Here is a 23,051-nt window from a genome sequence, read left to right as displayed (position 1 = left end):
GAGCAAAGCTAATATTTGCTATTATTTCGTTTACATATTGGTTTTGATAAGCCAGTCTTCCAAAGCGTTATTAAATTCTTGTGGATGCTCCATCATAGCTGCATGTCCACATTTATCGATCCAATACAAAGTAGAATTGGGTAATAATTTTTTGAATTCATTTGCTACATCTGGAGGCGTAACTTTATCATTTTTCCCCCAAATTATACAAGTTTGCACATGCATTTTTGGTAGGTCTTTTGCCATGTTGTGACGTATTGCGCTTTTTGCAATTGTCAATGTTTTGATTAGTTTGATACGGTCATTTACGGTTGCATAAACTTCGTCAATTAATTCAGGTGTCGCTACTTTTGGATCGTAGAAAACGTCTTCCGCTTTCTTTTTGATGTATTCATAATCACCTCTTTTTGGATAACTATCTCCCATTGCACTTTCATAAAGTCCAGAGCTACCTGTGATAACAAGTCCCGCGACTTTTTCAGGATACATCTTAGTGTGATAAAGGGCAATATGACCACCTAGAGAATTTCCAAGTAAGATCACTCTATCAAATCCTTTAAATGTAATAAAATCTTTAACGTATTTAGCAAAGCTCTTTACATTAGTCTTAAGTATGCTTTGTGTGTATATAGGTAAGTCTGGAATGACAATTTTATATCCTTTTTCAGAAAAGTAGCTTGCAACGGCATCAAAATTACTTAATCCGCCCATAAGGCCGTGTAAGATTACAATTGGTGTACCTTCTCCGGCTTCATAGTAGCTGTATCTACCTTCTTTCTTGTAGTATTTTTCCATTGTGTTTAGTCCGGGTTTCAATTTTCACAAATATAGGATTTAATAAGTAAAAATGAATTTTTGATGCTTTTTTTTGATTAGATTATTTTTTGAAAGATTTTTATTCTATTTAATTATGATAAACCGAAACTTTAGCGCAATTTAAAATAACAAATAAAGGTTGATATTGTTAATTTCTTGATGATAATTTAAAAGTAAATTAGTGACCTGTGAATATTCTTACCTCGTGATTTTTCAAAGGCTAATTGGTTGAGCCTATATAAATTAGGAGCTGGGGTGGTATTGTGGGTAAACTTATCAACAAAGTGGTAATTTGTGGTAAAATGTGGTAAAATTTTTTATATTTTTGCTTAAATCAATTACAGAGAAAACCAATTTGAATACAATTGTAGGAACATATGAGTGCAAAGTTGATGCTAAAGGGAGGGTAATGTTACCTGCGCCTTTGAAAAAGCAGTTAACTACCTCACTTCAAGACGGTTTTGTTTTGAAGCGTTCGGTCTTTCAATCCTGTTTGGAATTGTATCCAATGGAAGAATGGAATTTGATGATGGCAAAAATCAATAAACTTAATCGCTTTGTAAAGAAAAATAATGACTTCATCAGACGTTTTACTGCAGGTGTGAAGATTGTTGAGATTGATTCGTTGGGACGTTTATTAGTTCCCAAAGATTTGGTGGCTTTTGCGAATATTGCTAAAGATGTTGTGTTTTCTTCAGCAGTTAATATTGTGGAGATTTGGGATAAAGATTTGTATGAACAATCGATAAACGGTGACGATATTGATTTTGCAGATTTGGCTGAGGATGTAATGGGTAATTTAAATGACGACGACAATGGAATATCATAATCCAGTTTTACTCCATGAATCTATAGATGGATTGAATATCAAACCAGATGGGGTTTATGTAGATGTGACTTTTGGAGGTGGAGGTCATTCAAGAGAAATTTTGAACAGACTAGGGCCAAACGGAAAACTGTTTGCCTTTGATCAAGACGAGGATGCATTAGCAAATGCATTAGATGATAGTCGTTTTGTTCTGATAAATGAAAATTTCCGTTTTATAAAACGGTTTTTGCGTTTTTATGGGGCAAAGGAAATTGATGGAATTCTTGGAGACTTAGGTGTTTCTTCTCATCAATTTGATGTACCCGAGCGTGGATTTTCGACAAGATTTGATGCTGATCTTGATATGAGAATGAGTCAGAAAAATGATTTAAGTGCGTATAAAGTTGTCAATGAATATGATGACGCCAATCTTAAGAGAGTTTTCTATGATTACGGAGAGTTGAAAAATGCACCTGCGCTTTCAAGAACAATTATAGAAGCAAGAGAGCATCAGCCTATAAAAACCACTGATGAATTAAAAGAAATTTTGGCTAAGTACTTACCAGAAAGGGTTAAAAACAAAATCTTAGCGCAGATTTATCAAGCCATTCGTATCGAAGTGAATCAGGAAATGGATGTTCTAAAGGAATTTTTAGAGCAATCTTTAGAAATATTAAAACCAGAGGGACGATTGAGTATTATATCTTATCACTCTCTAGAAGACAGATTGGTAAAACGATTTATGAAAAACGGAATGTTTGAAGGAGAGCCTGAAAAAGATTTTTTTGGAAATTTTTCTGTTCCTTTTAAAACGATTGGGAAATTAATTATTCCTAATGCAGATGAAATAAAAATAAACAATAGAGCTCGTTCTGCTAAGCTTAGAATTGCTGAGAAAAAATAATAATAAAAATGAAAAACGGAGTATACAGTCTGTTAAAAGCTAAATTTCTTGTCGATAAGGATGCGATGAAAAATTGGCGCTTTATCGTTTTTATAATTGTATTAGCGATTTTTATGATAGCCAATACGCAGCGTTTTGAGCAAAAAGTTTTTGCAATAGCAGCTCTTACAAATGAAGTAAAGGAATTGCGCTCCGAATTTGTAGACAGACGTTCTCAATTAATGAAATTACGAATGGAGTCTACTGTATCCCAAAAGATGGAGGTTAGAGAAATCTTTCCTTCGACAGTTCCTCCAGTAAAGATTAAAGTAAATAAAATAGAAGAAAAAGGTTTCCTGAATAAATTATGGTAGAAGAAGATAAAAACATATCATATCGAATGTACCTAGTAGCTTTTGTTATCTTTTTGATGGCAGTTGCTATAGCGGTGAAGTTGACCAATATTCAGTGGGTTGAAGGGGATTACTACAGGCAACTTGCTAAGGAAAGAACAGTTCGCAATTTTGTCATTCCAGCTAATAAAGGAAATATCTATTCTGCAGATGGTAGTTTATTGGCGACTTCTATTCCAAATTACGAAATACGTTTTGATGCAAAAGCACCAAAATCAGAAACTTTTGAAAAATATATTGGTTCGTTATCAGATTCGTTAGGGTTGATGTTGGGTAAAACAAGTAATTACTACCAAAATGAACTACGACGAGCTAGAGCGAATAATAACAGGTACTATTTAATCTCTAGAGATTTAAGTTATACAGATTACATTAGAATAAAAAGTTTTCCATTATTCAAGTTAGGAGCTTATAAAGGCGGAATTATAGTAGAACAGAAAACTGTTAGAGAACATCCGATTGGGAAAATAGCGGAGCGTACAATTGGGTATGAAAGAAAAACAGGGGAATCAACATATGACGGAAAAGGAATAGAATGGGCATATCGTGATTTTTTGAACGGTAAAGATGGTAATATTCTCAAACAAAAAATTGCAAAAGGGCAATGGAAACCAATTCGTGATTTAAATGAGGTAGATCCTCAAGATGGATACGATGTTATTTCGACAATCGATGTATACATCCAAGATATTGCACATCATGCTTTGTTGAAACAGTTGCAAGAATATGAAGCAGATCACGGTTGCGTAGTTGTAATGGAAACCGAAACTGGTGCTGTAAGAGCTATTGCTAACCTTGGTAGAGCGGCTGATGGAAGTTATTATGAAACCACAAATTATGCTGTAGCAGAGTCCCATGAACCTGGTTCGACCTTTAAACTTGTTGATATGATGGCTTTGTTAGACGATAAAGTGGCGGATACAAGTACTGTCTATGATACTAAAGGGGGCGTGATCAAGTATTCGGGTAAATCGGTTAGAGATTCGCACGAAGGTGGTTACGGTAAGATTTCGTTAGCTAGAGGTTTTGAGCTTTCCTCCAACACAGTAATGGTTCAGGCAGTATACGATGCATACAATGAAAATCCATCACGTTTTGTGAACCATGTGAATTCATATGGTTTGAATAAAAGGCTAAACATGGATTTTAAAGGTGAAGGAAAACCATTTATACCGCAACCTAGTCAAAAGAGTTGGTCAAATATATCGCTGCCATGGATGGCCTTTGGTTACGGAGTGTCAGTTACACCAATGCAGACTTTGGCTTTTTATAATGCTGTCGCTAATAATGGAGTTATGGTAAAGCCGTATTTCGTTTCAGAAATAAAGGAATGGAATAAAACCATTAAAAAAATAGATACTGAAGTTATAAATCCTAGAATTTGTTCGCCAGAAACTATTAAAAAATTAAAGGCGGTTTTACAGAATGTTGTTAAAAAAGGAACAGGTTCAAAATTATATTCGAAAGAGTTTTCGATGGCTGGTAAAACAGGAACGGCTCAAGTTAATTATGGTAAAGCAGGAGGTTCGGGTAAATATTATGCCTCGTCATTTGTTGGTTTTTTTCCGGCAGAGCATGCTAAATATTCTTGCATTGTTGTAGTGCACAAACCAAATACATCTAAGAATAATTACTATGGAGCAGATGTGGCTGGCCCCGTCTTTAAACGTATAGCGCAGAAAATTTTTACAGATGTACCGTCTACAAACGAAATCAAGAACATCAATAAAAAAATTGCTAAACAAGATAAAAGCTTTAATAATTATTATGTCAGTCTTCAAAAACAACAACAAGTTATTCCAAATGTAAAAGGAATGCCTGGAATGGATGCGATAGCCCTGTTAGAAAATTTAGGTTTAAAGGTAAGCGCTACAGGAATTGGGAAGGTTAAGAATCAATCCTTACAAGCGGGACAAGATATTGTGAAGAATACAAAAATCACATTAGAGTTGCTTTAATTGGACTCATAAAGATCAAATACTAGAAATAAAGAGATTAAGATGAATAGATTATTAAAAGACATATTATATAAAGTAGCAATCGAATCGATTACCGGTTCGACTGATATTGCGATAAACAAATTGGAATTCGATTCTAGAAAATTAGAAGCCAATGATCTTTTTGTAGCTATTCGCGGGACGGTTTCCAACGGGCATGATTTTATTTCAAAAGCAATAGCATTAGGTGCTACCGCAATTGTTTGCGATACACTACCAGCAAATATTGAAAACGGAGTTACTTATGTGCAAGTGAAAGATACTAATAAAGCATTAGCTTTTTTAGCAGCAAATTATTTTGGAGACCCATCAAAAGATTTAAAATTAATCGGAATTACAGGAACTAATGGGAAAACAACCATTGCTTCATTATTATTTCAATTATTCCAAAAGGCAGGTTTCAAAGTAGGATTAATTTCGACAGTAAAAATTGTCGTTGATCAAGTAGAATACAAAGCAACACATACAACACCAGACTCCATTACAATCAACCACTACTTAGCAGAAATGAAGGATGCGGGTGTTGAATATTGTTTCATGGAGGTAAGCTCTCACGGAATTCATCAAAAGAGAACAGAAGCTTTGCATTTTGTAGGAGGCATATTTACGAATCTGTCTCATGATCATTTAGACTACCATCCAACATTTGCAGAGTATAGAGATGTAAAAAAATCATTTTTTGATAATTTACCCGCTACAGCATTCTCAATAACCAATATTGATGATAAAAATGGCGCTGTAATGTTGCAGAATACCGTTTCGAAAAAATGTACCTACGCTCTAAAGTCATATGCCAATTACAGAGCGCAGATTTTAGAAAATCAATTGTCAGGATTGTTATTAAAAATCAATGAAAATGAAGTTTGGGTTAAACTAATAGGAACTTTTAATGCTTATAACTTATTGGCGATTTATGCTACAGCAGTCGAGCTGGGAATGGATAGTTTAGAAGCGCTTCGATTATTATCTGATTTAGAAAGTGTTTCAGGGCGTTTTCAATTTATTGTTTCAAAAGACAATATAACAGCGATTGTAGATTATGCGCATACTCCGGATGCACTTGATAATGTTTTAAAAACCATCAATGATATCCGTACTAATAATGAACAATTAATTACAGTAGTTGGCTGTGGCGGTAATCGAGATAAAACCAAACGACCTATAATGGGTGACATTGCCGCTGATAAAAGTGATAAAGCAATTTTTACTTCGGATAATCCTCGAAATGAAGACCCTGATGTAATTATTAATGAAATGGAGCAAGGAGTAGCGCCTCACAATTATAAAAAGTTATTGACGATTACAGATAGAAAACAAGCTATTAAAACTGCTTGTCAACTTGCACAATCAAATGATATTATTTTGATTGCAGGTAAAGGGCATGAGACGTATCAGGAGGTAAATGGTGTTCGCCATGATTTTGATGATATGAAGACAGTAATAGAAATTTTAGAGCAATTAGGTAAATAATTGCATTATAAACACACATTCAACCAATAGACTATGTTATACTATTTTTTTGAGTATTTAAATAAAACCTTGCATGTATCTGGAACGGGAGTTTTTCAATACATCACTTTTAGATCTGCGCTGGCTTTTATTCTATCGCTGCTTTTATCTACGATCTACGGTAAAAGAATAATTCTTTTTCTACAGAATCAACAAGTAGGAGAGACGGTTAGGGAACTAGGACTGGCTGGACAGAATGAAAAGGCAGGAACACCAACGATGGGAGGATTGATTATAATCTTTGCAACATTAGTTCCAGTTGTCTTATTTGCAAAGTTGCATAACATCTATATCGTACTGCTTATTGTAACGACTTTATGGATGGGAACTATCGGTTTTATAGATGATTATATTAAAATTTTCAAGAAAGACAAAGAAGGTTTAAAAGGTGTTTTTAAAGTCTTTGGGCAGGTAGGTTTAGGTTTAATTGTAGGCTATGTTTTGTACTTCAGCCCAGATGTAGTGGTACGTACCGATACTAGCACAAGTGATGTATTCAAAGTTAATACGACAGAAAGTGTTATCTACCAATCACCTGAAGAAGTGAAGTCAACAGTAACTACTATTCCATTCTTTAAAAATAATGAGTTTGACTATGCCGAACTATTAGCGTGGACTGGAGAAGGATATGAAAAGTGGGCTTGGTTGGTTTTTATTCCTGTAGTCATTTTTATTATTACAGCAGTTTCAAACGGAGCCAACTTAACCGATGGTATAGATGGTCTCGCTGCCGGAACCTCGGCGATATCGGTGCTCGCATTAGGTATATTCACCTTTCTTTCGGGTAACATTATTTTTTCGAATTATCTGAATATAATGTATATCCCGAATTCAGGAGAAATGACGGTCTTTATTTCAGCCTTTGTAGGGGCACTAGTTGGATTTTTATGGTACAACTCTTATCCTGCATCTGTGTTTATGGGAGATACAGGAAGTTTGACTATTGGTGGAATCATTGCAGTATTGGCTATTGCAGTTCGAAAGGAAATGTTGATTCCCCTGTTATGCGGAATTTTCTTGGTCGAAAATTTATCTGTGATTTTGCAAGTGAGTTATTTTAAATATACGAAGAAACGATTTGGTGAAGGACGTAGGATATTTTTAATGTCACCTCTTCATCACCATTATCAAAAGAGAGGTTACCATGAAAGTAAAATCGTAACACGATTTTGGATTGTAGCTATTTTGCTTGCCATCTTATCTATTGTTACATTAAAACTAAGATAGTATGAGACTAGTGGTTTTAGGAGGAGGAGAAAGTGGCGTTGGTACTGCCATCTTAGGAAGTAAGAAAGGATACGATGTTTTTGTATCTGATTTTGGAAAAATAAAAGAGAAGTACAAACAGGTTCTTGTTGATCATAAGATTGCTTGGGAAGATGAAAAGCATACTGAAAATTTAATTCTCAATGCTGATGTAGTCATGAAGAGCCCAGGAATTCCGGATAAGGCGCCGATAATAAAAAAATTAATTGCAAAAGCAATACCAGTAATCTCAGAAATTGAGTTTGCAACCTCTTTTACAGATGCAGTTACAATAGGAATAACGGGTAGTAATGGTAAAACAACTACGACAATGCTTACCTATCATCTGCTAAAATCAGCAGGACTAAACGTAGGATTAGGGGGTAATATAGGAAAAAGTTTTGCATGGCAAGTGGCAAATGAAAATTATGATACTTATGTATTAGAACTAAGTAGTTTTCAATTAGACGGAATCATAAATTACAAACCACATATTGCAATAATTACCAATATCAGTCCAGATCATTTAGATCGATATGATTATAAATATGAAAATTATATTGCTTCGAAGTTTCGAATCACTATGAATCAAACAGAAGAAGATTACCTGATTTACGATGCCGATGATGAGGCAATAACAAATTGGTTAAAAAACAACAAAACAAAAGCAAAACTAATTCCTTTTTCACTTACGAAAACATTTGAAGAAGGAGCCTTTATACAAAACAACAACATGGAAGTAAGAATCAATCAAGACGAGTTCAAAATGGAAACAGAAACAATAGCTCTTGAGGGTAAACATAATATGAAAAATGCTATGGCATCTAGTTCAGTAGCAAATATTTTGCAAATACGTAAAGCGACAATTCGTGAGAGTATGTCTAATTTTCAAGGGGTAGAACACCGTTTAGAAAAAGTTTTGAAAATACAAAATGTACAATACATTAATGATTCAAAAGCGACAAATGTAAATGCAGTTTATTTTGCCTTAGACAGTATGACAACTCCAACCGTGTGGATTGTAGGTGGTGTTGATAAAGGAAACGATTACAATGAAATAATGTCTTTGGTTCGCGAAAAAGTGAAGGCAATTATTTGTTTAGGGGTGGATAATAAAAAAATAATTGATGCTTTTGGTAATGTCGTTGATATGATGGTAGAAGTTACCAACATGAATGATGCTGTAAAAATGGCTCAACGATTAACAGAGAAAGGTGATACAGTATTACTTTCACCAGCATGTGCTAGTTTTGATTTATTTGAAAGTTATGAAGATAGAGGGAACCAATTTAAAAGAGCGGTTCAGAATTTATAATTCGAATAGTAAGAAAGCAGTTAAAGAAAATAAAAACAGAAAATGAAACAATATTTAAACAATTTAAAAGGTGATAAGGGGATTTGGTCCTTCGTAGCCTTGTTGGCTTTGTTTTCGTTTATGCCTGTTTTTAGCGCAAGTAGTAATTTGGCTTATTTAGGTCATGGTACAGGAAATACGCTTGGCTACCTTGTAAAGCATCTAGGGCACATCGGTTTTGGATTTGCCATCATTTATATGGTGCACCGTGTTCCTTATCTGTATTTTCGATCTATATCCAAAGTTTTCTTACCAGTTGTTTGGGTAATATTGGCCATAACAATGATAAAAGGAACAGTTATTGGAGGTGCTAATGCCAGTCGGTGGTTGCAAATTCCATTCATTGGGATATCATTTCAACCGTCTGCTTTTGCAGCGTTGGTGCTGTATATTTATGTAGCACGCTATTTGTCTAAAAAACGTGAGGAAGCAATCGATTTTAAAAGTTCTTTAAAAGAACTTTGGTTGCCTGTTTTTGTAACACTAATGTTCATACTTCCTTCAAATTTTTCAACTACAGCTTTGATTTTTTCGATGGTAGTGGTGTTGGTTTTTATTGGTAAATACCCTTTAAAGTATTTGTCTTATGTAATTGGATCAGGTATAATTATATTAGCCTTTTTCGTCCTGCTAGCGAAAGCTTTTCCAGATGCTAAGTTCTTTAGTAGGGTTAGTACATGGGAGAGTAGGATAGAAAGCTTTACGACAGATAAACCAGATGAAGATGATTACCAAATTGAAAAAGCAAAAATTGCTATTGCATCAGGTAAAATTTATGGTCTGGGACCAGGTAAAAGTGTTCAGAAAAACTTTCTACCACAATCTTCTTCCGATTTTATTTATGCAATTATAGTTGAAGAATATGGTCTTGTTGGTGGGTTTGGAGTTTTAATTCTTTACTTGCTGTTACTATTTAGATTCGTAGTTGCGGCTCATAAGGCAAATACGCTTTTTGGAAAATTGGTTGTTATAGGATTAGGTTTTCCAATGATTTTTCAAGCGATGATCAATATGGCGGTGGCAGTAGAACTGCTTCCAGTTACAGGACAAACCTTACCGCTGATAAGTAGTGGAGGAACCTCCATTTGGATGACTAGCATAGCGCTAGGAATTATAATTGGAGTCACTAAAAAAGAGGAAGAGATTGAAGAGGAGAAAAAGGAATCTGCAAAAAGGGAAGAAGCTTTGCAGAAAATGATAGATGCTCATTTGGAGGCTGAAGAAAATCAAGCAGACGAATCTTATTCAATTGAAGACAAAGTTGGCAATCCTATGGATGCTGTAGCAAATAAATAAAATATTAAAATTTCATATCATGAAACCGTATAAATTCATATTAAGTGGTGGTGGGACAGGAGGGCATATTTACCCTGCGCTGGCGATTGCAAATGAATTAAAACTGCGTTTTCCAGATGCGGAATTTCTTTTTGTAGGTGCTCAAGATAAGATGGAGATGCAAAAGGTGCCGCAGGCGGGATATAAAATTGAAGGATTATGGATTGCTGGATTACAAAGAAAATTAACCTTGCAAAATGCCATGTTTCCTTTTAAACTTGTTAATAGTTTATTGAAGTCTAGAAAAATAATCAAATCATTTAAGCCCAACATAGCAATTGGCACTGGGGGGTTTGCAAGTGGTCCTTTACTGCAAATGGCTAATATGGCTGGAGTTCCGACATTAATACAAGAACAAAATTCGTTTCCTGGAATAACTAATAAAATATTAAGTAAAAAGGCTAGCGCAATATGTGTTGCTTATGAAAATTTAGAGCGCTTTTTTCCTAAAGATAAATTGATGCTAACGGGAAATCCTGTGCGTCAGGATTTAATTACTGTAGGTGATAAACGCAATGAAGCTATTGCTTATTTTCAATTAGATAATAGTAAAAAAACAGTTTTGGTGCTAGGTGGAAGTCTTGGTGCAAGAAGAGTAAATCAATTGATAGAGCGTGAATTAGAGGCTATTGTTGGTCAAGATGTACAGATAATATGGCAGTGCGGTAAATTATATTTCGAAGAATATAAAAAGTTCAACTCGCCACAAGTAAAAGTGATGGAGTTTATCGAAAGAATGGATCTTGTTTATGCTGCTGCAGATATTATTATCTCAAGAGCTGGTGCTTCATCTGTATCTGAATTGTGTATAGTTGGGAAGCCGGTGCTATTTATTCCGTCGCCTAACGTTGCAGAAGATCATCAAACTAAAAATGCTAAGGCAATTGTTGATAAAGATGGTGCAATGATGCTAAAAGAATATGAGTTAGAGGAGCTTTTTGCAATTGTTTTTCATAACTTGTTAAATGACGAAGAAAAGCAGGAGCAACTAAGTCAAAATATAAAAAAATTGGCAATGCCAAACGCTACAAAAATGATCGTTGACAAGATTGTAGCACTAATAAAGTAAAGTAATAAACGTTCGAATTACAAAATAGTAAAAGCATTTGAAATTCAAAAAGTCGTAAATGAATTTTAAAATTTAAACTGAATATGAATCTAAGTCAAATACATAACGTTTTTTTTGTGGGAATCGGTGGAATCGGCATGAGCGCTTTGGCCCGATATTTTAAAAATATTGGAAAGAATGTTTCTGGATACGATAAAACACCTACAATGTTGACTGCAGAATTAATTGAAAACGGAATTGATATCCACTTTGAAGATAGGATTGATTTAATTCCGACCAATTTTCATACAGAAGATACGTTAGTGATAATAACACCAGCAGTGCCCAAAGCACAATCGCAATGGAATTATTTTCTAGAGCGAGAATATAATGTTTTAAAGCGTGCAGAAGTACTTGGTTTAATAACTAAAGATACTTTTTGTTTTGCAGTCGCAGGTACACATGGTAAGACGACGACTTCAAGTATTTTGGGACATATTTTATTTGAAAGTGGAGCTGACGTAACTGCTTTTATAGGAGGTATAGTTGAGAATTATAATTCTAATTTGATAGGTACAGGGAAAACAGTGACTGTTGTAGAGGCAGATGAATTTGATCGATCGTTTTTACATCTACATCCCAATATCGCTTGTGTTACTTCAATGGATGCAGACCATTTGGATATTTATGGTACAAGTGATGAAATCGAAAAATCATTTGTTGAATTTGCAGATAAAGTTGCTGATAAAAAAAACCTGATTGTAACCAAAGAATTGCCTCTTGAAGGAATTACTGTAGCAGTAAATGAAGAAGCTATTTACAGCGCGATCAATGTAAGAATCGAGGATAGTAGTTATGTGTTTGATATAGTAACTCCAAAAGAGACTTTAAAAGATTTCCGATTTGGACTGCCTGGGAAGCATAATTTAATGAATGCATTAATGGCTGTTGCGATGGCGGATATTTATGGTACCCCGACCAATGCAATTGCGGCAGCTTTAGCATCTTTTAAAGGAATAAGAAGACGATTTTCTTATCAAATTAAAACTGATGAATTAGTATACATAGATGATTACGCGCATCATCCTACAGAGATTAATGCGGTACATCAAGCTGTTAGAGAATTGTATCCAGGTAAGAAGGTGTTGGCTGTTTTTCAGCCCCACTTGTTTAGTAGGACAAATGATTTTGCAGATGATTTTGCAAAGAGCTTGTCGGCATTTGACGAAACAATTTTGATGGATATTTATCCAGCAAGAGAATTGCCAATAGAAGGTGTTACTACAGCTTGGTTGATGAGTAAAATGGATTTAGAAAATAAAAAATTAGTAGCCAAAGAGGATTTAATAAGTGCTATTCTAAAAAGTGATGCATCGATAGTTGTTACAATTGGTGCAGGAGATATTGGCGAATTAGTTGGAACGATTAAAAAAGCACTCAATGAAAAGATTCATTAATTGGACAAATGTAAGGTTAATTCTTATGTTTATTGTGGTGGTGTTTTTGTTTTCGTTTACGTCAAAACGCAATAGTAATCGAAATTTGCTCAAATGCGCAGTGGTTTTTGTCGGAGAAAACACGCTGTTTATCGATAAAGAAATGGTTAATAAATTGTTGATAGAAAATAAGAATAATGCTTCAAGTATTAAAAAAGAAAATTTAGCTTTGAACAAGTTAGAAAATATCTTGAATTCAAACCAGATGATTGAAAAGTCAGACGTGTTTGTGAGTGTTGATGGTGTTCTAAAAGCAGTGGTGAAACAAAAAGTGCCGATAGCCAGAGTTTATGATGGTAATAGGTCTTTTTATATTGGTTATGAGGGTTCTAGGGTGCCTTTGTCTGATAATTTTACTGCTAGAGTTCCTCTTGTTTCTGGTCGAATTAATGACCAAAACGAGAAAAAATTAGCCGATTTATTTCGTGTAATTTACGACGATGATTTTTTGAAAAAAAACATCATTGCCATCGAAATTATGCCTAATGGTAGCCTAAAAATGCTCAATAGAGATTTTAATTATCAAATAGATTTTGGAAGCGCGATTAATGTAGAGAGAAAATTTAAGAATTATAAGGCATTTTTTCAAAAAGCCGTTTTAGATAGTTCATTATATAATTATAAGAAGATTGACCTTAGGTTTACACAACAAGTAGTTTGCACTAAATAATAGATTAATGGAAAAAGAGAACATTGCAGTAGGTCTTGATATTGGGACGACCAAGATTGTTGCCATGATTGGTAAAAAGAACGAGTATGGTAAACTCGAAATTTTAGGAGTAGGAAAATCTAAAAGTTTGGGTGTGGCTCGTGGTGTTGTAAATAACATTACACAAACGATTCAGTCGATTCAGCAAGCAGTTCAAGAGGCAGAAAATAATTCGGGTTATAAGATAAAAGATGTTGTCGTGGGAATTGCAGGACAGCACATACGTAGTATTCAGCATACAGATTATATCAGTAGAAATAATCCTGAAGAAGTGATTGGCGGTGCCGATATTCAAATGCTGATTGATCAAGTCAATAAATTGGCTATGTTACCAGGAGAAGAAATTATTCACGTTTTGCCTCAGGAATTTAAAATCGATGGGCAATCTGAAATTAAAGAACCTATTGGTATGTACGGTGGTAGACTAGAATCTAGTTTTCACGTTGTTGTAGGTCAAGCATCATCTATACGTAATGTAGGGCGATGTATTCAAAGTTCGGGTATCGAATTGTCAGGATTGACATTAGAACCTTTGGCGTCTTCTGATGCTGTCTTGAGCCAAGAAGAAAAAGAAGCTGGTGTTGCTTTAATTGACATTGGTGGAGGAACTACAGATTTGGCTATTTTTAAAGATGGAATTATACGTCACACGGCTGTAATACCGTTTGGTGGTAATGTAATTTCAGATGATATTAAGGAGGGTTGTTCGATTATAGAAAAACAAGCCGAATTACTAAAAGTAAAATTTGGATCAGCTTGGCCAGGTGAGAATAGAGATAATGAAATTGTTTCGATCCCTGGATTAAGAGGAAGAGAACCAAAAGAAATTTCGTTAAAGAATTTGTCAAAAATTATCCATGCAAGAGTGGTAGAAATTATTGAGCAAGTTTTTAATGAAATAAAAGCATACGGTCACGAAGATCCTCGTAAAAAATTGATTGCCGGAATTGTACTAACTGGTGGAGGAGCACAGCTCAAGCACATCAAACAATTGGTAGAATACATCACTGGTATGGATACAAGAATTGGATATCCAAATGAACATTTAGCAGGTGACTCAGACGAAGAATACTCTAGTCCATTATACGCAACAGCAGTAGGTTTGGTAATGAATAGCATCGAGAATAAAACACAAAGTGCTGTGAGAATCGAAGAATTAATTGCGCCACCAATAAGAGGTAGCTTTAGAAGAGAGCCTGCTCCTGTCGCTGTTGAAGAATATGAGAGAGAAGAAGAAGTTGAAGAAGTTCAAGAACGCGTAGCACCAAAAAGAAGTAAAGACGAATCTACAGGGGACAAAATAAAAAGAACATTTTTTGACCGTTATGTAGATAGAATTAAAGACTTTTTGGATAACGCTGAATAGGGCTTAGCCCAAAATAAAATAAAAGCAAAAATAGTTATTAATATCATAAACCAAATAAAATGATGAGCAACTCAGAATTTGGAAGTATTTCATTTGATTTACCAAAAAATCAATCAAATGTAATCAAAGTTATAGGTGTAGGTGGAGGAGGAAGCAATGCAATCAATCACATGTTCCAACAAGGAATAAAAGGAGTAGATTTTATTGTTTGTAATACCGATTCACAAGCATTACAAAGTAGTTCTGTTCCCAATAAAATTCAATTAGGTGTGAATCTAACTGAAGGACTAGGAGCAGGAGCTAACCCTGATGTAGGTCAGCAATCAGCTATTGAAAGTATTGCAGAGATAGAAAAAATGTTGGATCGCAATACCAAAATGGTTTTTATTACAGCAGGTATGGGTGGAGGTACTGGTACAGGTGCTGCTCCCGTAATTGCTCAATTGGCAAAAGAAAGAGAAATATTGACTGTAGGTATCGTAACGCTTCCATTTACATTTGAAGGGAAGGTACGTCACCAACAAGCATTATTAGGAATAGAAAAATTACGCAAACAAGTTGATTCATTAATTGTTATTAATAATAACAAGTTAAGAGAAGTATATGGTAATCTTGGTTTTAAAGCAGGATTTTCAAAAGCTGACGAAGTATTAGCTACAGCCTCTAGAGGTATTGCTGAAGTAATTACACATCACTATACTCAAAATATCGATTTACGTGATGCTAAAACAGTATTGTCAAATAGTGGAACAGCTATCATGGGATCTGCTGTTTCTGAGGGTGAAAACAGAGCAAAAGAAGCGATTGTTTCTGCTTTGGATTCTCCATTGTTAAATGATAATAAAATTACTGGTGCCAAAAACGTATTGTTGCTCATCGTTTCTGGCTCTAATGAAATCACTCTAGATGAAATTGGTGAGATTAATGACCACATTCAAACAGAAGCTGGTCATAATGCAAATATCATTATGGGAGTTGGTGAGGACGAAAGCCTTGGTGATGCCATTGCAGTAACTATTATCGCTACAGGATTTGACATAGAACAACAAAACGGAATTGTAAATACAGAGCCAAAAAAGATTATCCACACCCTTGAAGACGAACAAAGAAGTGTGCATAATTTGTCTCAAAATACAGTAACAGGTTTTGATTTAAATACAGAAGCTCCTTTAAACAATAGAGAAGAAAATAAAAGAGTTGTATTTGAATTAACAGAAGATGAAGTAAAACCAGAGCCAATAGCTGTTGCTCCAGTTGTAACTCCAGTTGCTGAAAATGATGACTTAGTAGATATGTCAGAATTCATCAAGAATTTAGATGTAACTTTCGAAATCGTCTCACCAATAAAAGACATCGAATTTACTTTTACACAACCTAGAGTTGCGGCACAACCAGTTCAGCCAAAAGCAATCGAAAGACAAGAACAAGCTGTCTTTACTTTTGATTTGCCTATAGAAAAACCTAAGGCGGTTGTTAAAGAAGAGGAAAATATAGTTTTTGATTTAACTCCAGAAACTCGCGAAATCAAAGTAAACCAACCCGTTCAATTTGTTCCTGTTACAGAAATGAATGAAAACGGAATTATCAAATATTCTCTAGAAGAGTATATGGAAGCTGAAAATGAATTGATGTCCTCTAAACCAGTTGCAAAAGTGGTAGAAGAAGAAATTCCAGCGGAGATGAATATTACAATGAAGCAAGTGGATACTTCTAAAAAAGAAGAAGTAAGATTCGAAGAAATTTCCCCAATGGAAATGACAATTGAAGATACTTTGCGAATGAGAGCAGATGAGAGAAGAAAAAAATTAAAGGAATTCAACTATAAGTTTCATAACAATGTCTCTAAAGTAGAAGAATACGAAAAGGAACCTGCTTATAAAAGATTAGGAATTGACATCTCTAATCAGCAAACAAATAATGCTAATTCCCGAATTTCAGTAGGTACAGATAGCAACAATGATTTGCAGTTAAGATCTAATAATTCGTTTTTACACGATAATGTAGATTAACTTACAAACATCGATAAAAGCTAACCCGAAAATTGAATTTAATTTTCGGGTTATTTTTTTTATCTTCGCACCACTACTATTTTATAGCAGAATTTTAAGAGCCTTACCTAGCTGTTCGCTTCAAGATTTTATCGCAAAATGTTTTTTATTAGTCTTTACAGGAGCTTTCTATTGGCACTTTAAAACACTGTCAAAAAAACGTTTTTCTTCAAAATGCTTTTCGCTTCTATCGAAAGTCTCAGGACTGGTTTGTATTGCAATTATAAAGCAAAATAGTATTCATTTTTAAGTATCTAAAATAAAATATAAAAATCATAGTTATGAGTTTATCAGTACAAATCATGGACGATATCAAAACGGCGATGAGAGCCAAAGATACCGTTGCGTTAGAAGCGTTAAGAGCAATCAAATCAGAATTGTTGTTGGCACAAACTGCTACAGGATCCAAAGTAGAAATCTCAGAAGATGAAGAGGTTAAATTGTTGCAGCGTCTTGTTAAAACAAGAAAAGAAAGTGCTAGGATTTTTACGGAACAAGATCGTCTGGATTTAGCTGAACCAGAATTGGCTCAAATAGCTGTAATCGAGAAGTTTTTGCCTGCTCAGTTAAGTGAGGAAGAAGTAGAAGCTGTGATAGCAAAAATCATTGCAGAAACTGGAGCATCAGGAATTGCATCTATGGGGAAAGTAATGGGAATTGCTTCAGCACAATTAGGTGGAACTGCCGAAGGAAAAACAATTTCTTCTATCGTTAAGAAATTATTGGTTTAATAAAACAGGTTATTATTTTTGGTAATAACCTAAAAGGCTGCGTAGTTCAACTGGATAGAATATCAGATTTCGACTCTGAGGGTTGCAGGTTCGAACCCTGTCGCGGCCACATAGGATCCGTAAAAAAGTATAATAAATTATGCTATTTTACGGATTTTACTTTTGTAATTATATAGAGATTAAATTCGAACTTTTATTTTACTTTTCGAAAAAGATAATAAATGTCAATATAGTATCACCAGCTTTTAGTTAAATAGAAAATAAAAAACATCTGGATTTATTGGAACAGTCACTGCGTCAATCTTTATTCTATATGAGTTAAAAAAAGACGCAATTTATATGCGTATGGTTTAAAGATTTTCAAATCTTTTTTCTAATTTTGAGAGTTATCCAGAAATAGTCGGTAATGATAGTAAATCGCACTGTCGTTATCTATTAGTACGAAATAAAAATGCGGAGACTAGAACATTATGATATTAATTGTTGATGATATACGGGCAAATATTTTAGCCTTAAAAAAAATTTTAGAACTCCATAATTTAGAAGTTGACACTGCTGAATCTGGAGACGAAGCTTTAAAGAAAATCCTAAAAAATGATTACTTTTTAATTATAATGGATGTACAAATGCCGGGGATGGATGGTTTTGAAGTAGCCGAAATTCTAGCAGGCAGCAAGCGTACAAAAGATATTCCTGTCATTTTTTTATCAGCAGTTAATAAGCAAAAGAAATTTATTTTTAAAGGATATGAGCGAGGTGGTGTTGATTATATTACAAAACCGGTCGATTCTGATTTGTTAATTTTACGGGTAAAAACATTTCTAAAAATTTACCACCAACAAAACGAACTCAAATCGGTTAGAGACTTACTTTCTAAAGAAGTTGAAATAAGAAAAGAAGCGCAAGATACTCTAGAAATTAAGGTTGCTAATAGGACTAAAGAATTGCTCTTAAGAAATGAAGAGCTTGAAATGCGGAATCACGAACTACAACAATTTTCATGGGTAGTATCACACGATTTACAAGAACCACTGCGTAAAATTTTAATGTTTATTAGAATTATTGAAGAACGATTCTTGACCAAAAGTAATTCCGCCACCGATTATGTAGCACGTACCATACGCTCTGCAGAAAGAATGCAAAATCTAATTACAGATTTACTCGAATACTCCAGACTGTCATCCAAGGTAATTCCCACTCAAACTGACCTAAATACAGTTTTGATGGAAGTGATCACCGATTTGGATTTTCAAATTGAGCAGAAGAGCGCTACAGTTAATGCAGATATGTTACCAGTGTTGACAGTGATTCCAAGTCAATTTCGACAAGTTTTCCAAAACTTAATTGGTAATTCTCTTAAGTTTTCCAGAACAGATGTTCCACCAATAATCGAAATTTCGTCAGAGCAAATTGTAGAAAAAAGTTTTGATAGTGCTGCATCTTCCGCGGGTAACTTTATTAGGATTACAGTAAAGGATAACGGAATTGGTTTTGATGAAGAACATTTGGATCAAATATTTATGATTTTCCAGAGTTTGCATGATCGAAGAGAATATCAAGGAACCGGAATAGGGCTAGCAATTACCAAAAAAATAATAGAAAATCACAACGGACTTATAACGGCTAAAAGTAAAGAAGGAGTAGGTACTAGCTTCATTATCATCTTGCCTACAGAAAATGTTTTAGTCTAAAAATAGTATAGTTATAATTATGAGAAATAATTTTAAGAGAAATCTTTTTATCAGTTCGTCCATCTCCTTACTTATTTTAACGATTAGCTCAACCGCTTCTTTTTTAAGTATTCAAAGTTTATTAAATAGTAATTCACTGGTAGATCATACTCGTGAAGTTATTACATACCTTAATAAGGCAAATTCTAGACTAGTAGAAGCTCAGTCTGGTGCTCGAGGATATGTAATCACAAAAGACGAAGTGTTTATAGAGAATTTCAAAGAAGATGAGAAAGCGGCAGAACGCCTATATGCACAATTAGAGTTGCTTACGGCTGACAATCCGGCCCAGTTACAGAATTTGGCCGAATTAAAACCATTGCGTGCCAACTTTTTTAAATATCTCAAAAAACGTATCAATACTACAAAAAACGGGCTAAGTACAGCTTCTGGTGATTTGACATATGGAAAGACGATCATGTCGAGTATATCGCAAATCAATAATCGTATTGAATTACATGAAAATAAATTACTAAAAGAGCGAAATTTAAACGCAGAAAATTACGGTATGTTTACCGTTATTTTAATCATTGTCGCTTTTGTAATTTCGTTCCTAATTACTATCGTGTTTTTCATGAGGGTGCTAAAGGATTATAACGAACGAAATGAATTGCAGAATCAACTTATCAAAAAAGATGAGGAGACAGAAGGGCGTATCGCTGCGGTTAGCGAAATAGCTACCAATATATCAAAAGGTAACTATGACGTCAAGGTCGATACCGCACAAAAAGATGCCTTAGGAAGTCTGGGAGGTTCGCTTAATTCTATGCGCCTCTCATTGCGCAAATCATTTCTTTTGCTGTCTCAAAAAGAATGGCTTCAAACTGGTATTGCTGAACTGAATAATGTGATGCTGGGCGAAAAACCCATGACTATATTGACAAAAGATGTAATTGAGTTTTTATGCGTTTACACAAAAAGTAGCGCAGGTGCTTTGTATATAATGGATGAAGACGATTTGCAATTATCATCTACTTACAGCTACCTACCTAATAAGGAAAGAGAACGCTTTAAAAAAGGAGAAGGTTTAGTAGGTCAAGCACTTGTTTCTGGTAAAATATTAGAATTAAAATCATTTTCTGAAGACAATATAAAAGTGAGTTATGCGATGGGTGAGATGCAGCCATCACATATAATAGCTATTCCCCTGCAAGATAATCTTATTGAGGGAGTTGTTGAATTGGCAAGTCTCAACGAATTCTCTGAGTTGGATTTTGAATTTTTTAAAAATGTTGCAAGCAATATTGGTATTACGCTTAGAGCTACTCAAAATAGAGTACGCTTAAATGAGCTACTTGAAGAAACGCAAAGTCAATCTGAGGAACTGAGAGTACAACACAGTGAGATGGAATCGGTTAATGCAGAACTAGAAACGCAAACAGAAAAATTACAAGCATCTGAAGAAGAACTGCGAGTGCAACAAGAAGAGTTGCAACAAACTAACGAAGAATTGTCAGAACGTAGCGTACTGCTAGAAGAACGCAATTTGGAGATTCAGAAAAAGTCTGAGGATTTAGAGTTGAGTACGCGTTATAAATCAGAGTTCTTGGCCAACATGTCTCATGAACTTCGTACGCCATTAAATTCGATCTTACTTTTAAGTCGCTTGCTTTCTGAGAATAATGATGCAAATATGAATGAGGAACAAATTGAATTTGCAAAGGTAATTCAAAGTTCTGGAAACGGTTTGTTAGGGTTAATTGATGAGATATTAGACCTTTCAAAAATTGAGGCAGGAAAAATGGATTTGGAATTGGTTGATGTGTCTACCAAAGAAATTACCGATACCATGAGAAATCTGTTTACTCAAGTAGCGATAGAGAAAAAAATTGAATTTAAAATTATAGATGACAAAGCTCCGATTGTAATTAAAACAGACAAGATGAGATTGGAACAGATTTTAAAAAATCTTATTTCCAATGCTATAAAATTTACAACAATTGGGCAAGTTTCAATTGAAATAAAGAAGGACAGTGATAACGATAAAGTTATTTGTTTTATAGTAAAGGATACCGGTATTGGAATCCCATTAGAAAAGCAACCGCTTATTTTTGAGGCTTTTCAGCAAGCAGATGGATCTACAAAACGTAAATATGGAGGAACTGGATTAGGATTGTCGATAAGTCGTGAATTGGCAAAGTTGTTGGGCGGTGAAATAATTTTGAAAAGTGTAGCAGGCGAAGGAAGTGAATTCACTTTTAGTATGCCAATGGTTTACTCATCTCTTGCAAGAGTAGAGTATCCAAAGGAACTGGAATTTGAAGATGAAATTAAATTAATCGAAGAAAAAGTAAATAAAGTAAGTGAGGTCAAATTTATAAGTACTCTTATTCCTGATGAGATTGAAGATGATCGAAATTCGATATTAGAAAACGACAAAGTTATTTTGATTGTCGAAGATGATATTAATTTTGCAAAATCCTTATTGGCTTTTAGTCGAAAGAAAGGGTATAAAGCTGTAGTGGCAGTACGTGGTGATTATGCACTTAGTTTTGCTTTGTTGTATAAGCCAGTTGGTGTTTTACTAGATATTGAACTCCCTATCTTGAACGGTTGGCAGGTTTTGGAGGAATTAAAGAATAACATTCAAACAAAACATATTCCTGTTCATATAATGTCTTCACATAAATTGAAGCAAGAAAGTTTGTTGAAGGGAGCTATCAATTTCCTTGAAAAGCCTGTTGCCTTTGAAGAAATGCCAGAGATCTTTAGAAGAATAGAAAAAATTATCAATAAGGAATCTAAGAAAGTTTTAATTATCGAAGACAACACCAAGCATGCAAAGGCATTGGCTTACTTTTTGGAATCAAATAATATCAATTCTGATATTAAAAGCGATATTGGAAAAAGTATTGATGCTCTGACGACTGATAGTTTAGACTGTGTGATTCTCGATATGGGAATTCCAGATAAAAATGCTTATGATATCCTTGACACTGTAAAAAAGAATGCAGGATTAGAAAACCTACCTGTTATTGTGTTTACTGGGAAAAGCTTATCGATTAATGAAGAGCTTAAGATTAAGAAATACGCCGATTCGATCGTGGTCAAAACAGCACATTCCTTTCAAAGAATGTTAGATGAAGTATCTCTTTTTCTTCATGTTGTAGAGGAAAACAAAAAAGCAGAAGGGAAAAATGAAGGCTATAGAAAATTGAATATGTTGAACAATGTTTTGTTTGAAAAAACAGTTTTGGTAGTCGATGATGATGTTCGAAATATTTTCTCATTAACAAAAGCTTTAGAGGTTTTTAAAATTAATGTCATTACAGCGATTGATGGTAAGGAAGCTCTAAAGGTTTTGGAAGAATATCCCAATACTGACTTAGTTTTATTAGATATGATGATGCCTAATATGGATGGATACGAAACAGCACAAAGGATACGAAGCAACGGTAAATTTAATAAGTTACCTGTGATTGCTGTAACGGCCAAAGCGATGACTGGTGATAGGGAGAAGTGTATAAAAGCGGGTGCGTCAGATTATATTACAAAGCCAATTGATATTGACCAACTATTATCTCTATTGAGAGTATGGTTGTATGATAAAAATTAAAACATTT

Annotated in this window: 17 protein-coding genes and 1 tRNA gene; 17 read left to right on the top strand and 1 reads right to left on the bottom strand. The window is 34.4% G+C overall.

The genetic code is table 11. The annotated features are described in order from the left end of the window. Positions 1-30 precede the first annotated feature (30 nt). The gene (locus LXH21_RS02805) at positions 31-795 is read right to left on the bottom strand and encodes an alpha/beta fold hydrolase (protein WP_239862579.1); all 765 of its coding nucleotides are present in this window, start codon (positions 793-795) and stop codon (positions 31-33) included. Between the two features lie 376 nt (positions 796-1,171). Here LXH21_RS02805 and mraZ point away from each other — a divergent pair, with 376 nt between their 5' ends. The 17 genes from mraZ to LXH21_RS02720 all read left to right on the top strand — a co-directional run bounded on the left by mraZ (position 1,172) and on the right by LXH21_RS02720 (position 23,044). Then, entirely contained in the window at positions 1,172-1,645 is a 474-nt protein-coding gene (gene mraZ / locus LXH21_RS02800; RefSeq protein ID WP_239863648.1) for a division/cell wall cluster transcriptional repressor MraZ, read from the top strand. Then, entirely contained in the window at positions 1,620-2,528 is a 909-nt protein-coding gene (gene rsmH / locus LXH21_RS02795; RefSeq protein ID WP_239862578.1) for a 16S rRNA (cytosine(1402)-N(4))-methyltransferase RsmH, read from the top strand. The genes mraZ and rsmH overlap by 26 nt, the downstream gene beginning before the upstream one ends. 8 nt (positions 2,529-2,536) lie before the next feature. After that, the gene (locus tag LXH21_RS02790; RefSeq protein ID WP_239862576.1) at positions 2,537-2,881 is read left to right on the top strand and encodes an FtsL-like putative cell division protein; all 345 of its coding nucleotides are present in this window, start codon (positions 2,537-2,539) and stop codon (positions 2,879-2,881) included. Then, on the top strand, positions 2,875-4,878 hold the full coding sequence (locus LXH21_RS02785; RefSeq protein ID WP_239862574.1) for a penicillin-binding protein: 2,004 nt from the start codon (positions 2,875-2,877) through the stop codon (positions 4,876-4,878). Before LXH21_RS02790 ends, LXH21_RS02785 begins: the two co-directional genes overlap by 7 nt. Before the next feature lie 42 nt (positions 4,879-4,920). Beyond that, entirely contained in the window at positions 4,921-6,387 is a 1,467-nt protein-coding gene (locus LXH21_RS02780; RefSeq protein ID WP_239862572.1) for a UDP-N-acetylmuramoyl-L-alanyl-D-glutamate--2,6-diaminopimelate ligase, read from the top strand. Between the two features lie 33 nt (positions 6,388-6,420). Next, positions 6,421-7,653 (top strand): phospho-N-acetylmuramoyl-pentapeptide-transferase, encoded by a 1,233-nt coding sequence (gene mraY, locus LXH21_RS02775; protein WP_239862570.1) that lies wholly within the window; start codon positions 6,421-6,423, stop codon positions 7,651-7,653. 1 nt (position 7,654) lies between these two features. Beyond that, complete coding sequence (gene murD, locus LXH21_RS02770; RefSeq protein WP_239862568.1) at positions 7,655-8,986, top strand: UDP-N-acetylmuramoyl-L-alanine--D-glutamate ligase; 1,332 nt, start codon at positions 7,655-7,657, stop codon at positions 8,984-8,986. Between the two features lie 42 nt (positions 8,987-9,028). Then, the gene (locus tag LXH21_RS02765) at positions 9,029-10,321 is read left to right on the top strand and encodes an FtsW/RodA/SpoVE family cell cycle protein (protein ID WP_239862566.1); all 1,293 of its coding nucleotides are present in this window, start codon (positions 9,029-9,031) and stop codon (positions 10,319-10,321) included. A 19-nt stretch (positions 10,322-10,340) separates the two neighbouring features. Then, a complete protein-coding gene (gene murG, locus LXH21_RS02760; protein ID WP_239862565.1) occupies positions 10,341-11,429 on the top strand; it encodes an undecaprenyldiphospho-muramoylpentapeptide beta-N-acetylglucosaminyltransferase in 1,089 nt (362 codons plus the stop codon). An 83-nt stretch (positions 11,430-11,512) separates the two neighbouring features. Continuing rightward, positions 11,513-12,865: a UDP-N-acetylmuramate--L-alanine ligase gene (murC, locus tag LXH21_RS02755; protein ID WP_239862563.1), complete on the top strand. Its 1,353-nt coding sequence runs from the start codon at positions 11,513-11,515 to the stop codon at positions 12,863-12,865. Continuing rightward, positions 12,849-13,574 carry a cell division protein FtsQ/DivIB gene (locus LXH21_RS02750; protein ID WP_239862561.1) on the top strand — a complete coding sequence of 242 codons (726 nt, stop codon included), beginning with the start codon at positions 12,849-12,851 and terminating at the stop codon, positions 13,572-13,574. The genes murC and LXH21_RS02750 overlap by 17 nt, the downstream gene beginning before the upstream one ends. A 7-nt stretch (positions 13,575-13,581) precedes the next feature. Next, positions 13,582-14,979, top strand: a complete 1,398-nt coding sequence (ftsA, locus tag LXH21_RS02745; RefSeq protein ID WP_239862560.1) for a cell division protein FtsA — start codon at positions 13,582-13,584, stop codon at positions 14,977-14,979. A gap of 59 nt (positions 14,980-15,038) precedes the next feature. After that, a complete protein-coding gene (gene ftsZ / locus LXH21_RS02740) occupies positions 15,039-16,988 on the top strand; it encodes a cell division protein FtsZ (RefSeq protein ID WP_239862558.1) in 1,950 nt (649 codons plus the stop codon). A gap of 320 nt (positions 16,989-17,308) precedes the next feature. Continuing rightward, positions 17,309-17,758: a GatB/YqeY domain-containing protein gene (locus LXH21_RS02735; protein WP_239862556.1), complete on the top strand. Its 450-nt coding sequence runs from the start codon at positions 17,309-17,311 to the stop codon at positions 17,756-17,758. A gap of 35 nt (positions 17,759-17,793) precedes the next feature. After that, positions 17,794-17,867: transfer RNA gene (locus LXH21_RS02730), tRNA-Arg, on the top strand. A 361-nt stretch (positions 17,868-18,228) separates the two neighbouring features. After that, the gene (locus tag LXH21_RS02725; RefSeq protein ID WP_239862554.1) at positions 18,229-19,449 is read left to right on the top strand and encodes a sensor histidine kinase; all 1,221 of its coding nucleotides are present in this window, start codon (positions 18,229-18,231) and stop codon (positions 19,447-19,449) included. A 19-nt stretch (positions 19,450-19,468) separates the two neighbouring features. Next, positions 19,469-23,044, top strand: coding sequence for a response regulator (locus LXH21_RS02720; RefSeq protein WP_239862553.1), 3,576 nt, complete (start codon positions 19,469-19,471; stop codon positions 23,042-23,044). Positions 23,045-23,051: the final 7 nt, after the last annotated feature.

This window comes from Flavobacterium algicola (assembly GCF_022399565.1).
GTDB lineage: Bacteria > Bacteroidota > Bacteroidia > Flavobacteriales > Flavobacteriaceae > Flavobacterium > Flavobacterium algicola.
The sequence above is the reverse complement of the archived record's forward strand: the minus strand, read 5'-3'. Positions and strand labels throughout refer to the sequence as shown.

Excerpts from the sequence above, each read along its gene's own strand:
- LXH21_RS02805 (WP_239862579.1), bottom strand. The coding sequence starts at position 795 with ATGGAAAAATACTACAAGAAAGAAGGTAGATACAGCTACTATGAAGCC.
- rsmH (WP_239862578.1), top strand. The coding sequence starts at position 1,620 with ATGACGACGACAATGGAATATCATAATCCAGTTTTACTCCATGAATCT.
- LXH21_RS02790 (WP_239862576.1), top strand. The coding sequence starts at position 2,537 with ATGAAAAACGGAGTATACAGTCTGTTAAAAGCTAAATTTCTTGTCGAT.
- LXH21_RS02785 (WP_239862574.1), top strand. The coding sequence starts at position 2,875 with ATGGTAGAAGAAGATAAAAACATATCATATCGAATGTACCTAGTAGCT.
- LXH21_RS02780 (WP_239862572.1), top strand. The coding sequence starts at position 4,921 with ATGAATAGATTATTAAAAGACATATTATATAAAGTAGCAATCGAATCG.
- mraY (WP_239862570.1), top strand. The coding sequence starts at position 6,421 with ATGTTATACTATTTTTTTGAGTATTTAAATAAAACCTTGCATGTATCT.
- murD (WP_239862568.1), top strand. The coding sequence starts at position 7,655 with ATGAGACTAGTGGTTTTAGGAGGAGGAGAAAGTGGCGTTGGTACTGCC.
- LXH21_RS02765 (WP_239862566.1), top strand. The coding sequence starts at position 9,029 with ATGAAACAATATTTAAACAATTTAAAAGGTGATAAGGGGATTTGGTCC.
- murG (WP_239862565.1), top strand. The coding sequence starts at position 10,341 with ATGAAACCGTATAAATTCATATTAAGTGGTGGTGGGACAGGAGGGCAT.
- murC (WP_239862563.1), top strand. The coding sequence starts at position 11,513 with ATGAATCTAAGTCAAATACATAACGTTTTTTTTGTGGGAATCGGTGGA.
- LXH21_RS02750 (WP_239862561.1), top strand. The coding sequence starts at position 12,849 with ATGAAAAGATTCATTAATTGGACAAATGTAAGGTTAATTCTTATGTTT.
- ftsA (WP_239862560.1), top strand. The coding sequence starts at position 13,582 with ATGGAAAAAGAGAACATTGCAGTAGGTCTTGATATTGGGACGACCAAG.
- ftsZ (WP_239862558.1), top strand. The coding sequence starts at position 15,039 with ATGATGAGCAACTCAGAATTTGGAAGTATTTCATTTGATTTACCAAAA.
- LXH21_RS02735 (WP_239862556.1), top strand. The coding sequence starts at position 17,309 with ATGAGTTTATCAGTACAAATCATGGACGATATCAAAACGGCGATGAGA.
- LXH21_RS02725 (WP_239862554.1), top strand. The coding sequence starts at position 18,229 with ATGATATTAATTGTTGATGATATACGGGCAAATATTTTAGCCTTAAAA.
- LXH21_RS02720 (WP_239862553.1), top strand. The coding sequence starts at position 19,469 with ATGAGAAATAATTTTAAGAGAAATCTTTTTATCAGTTCGTCCATCTCC.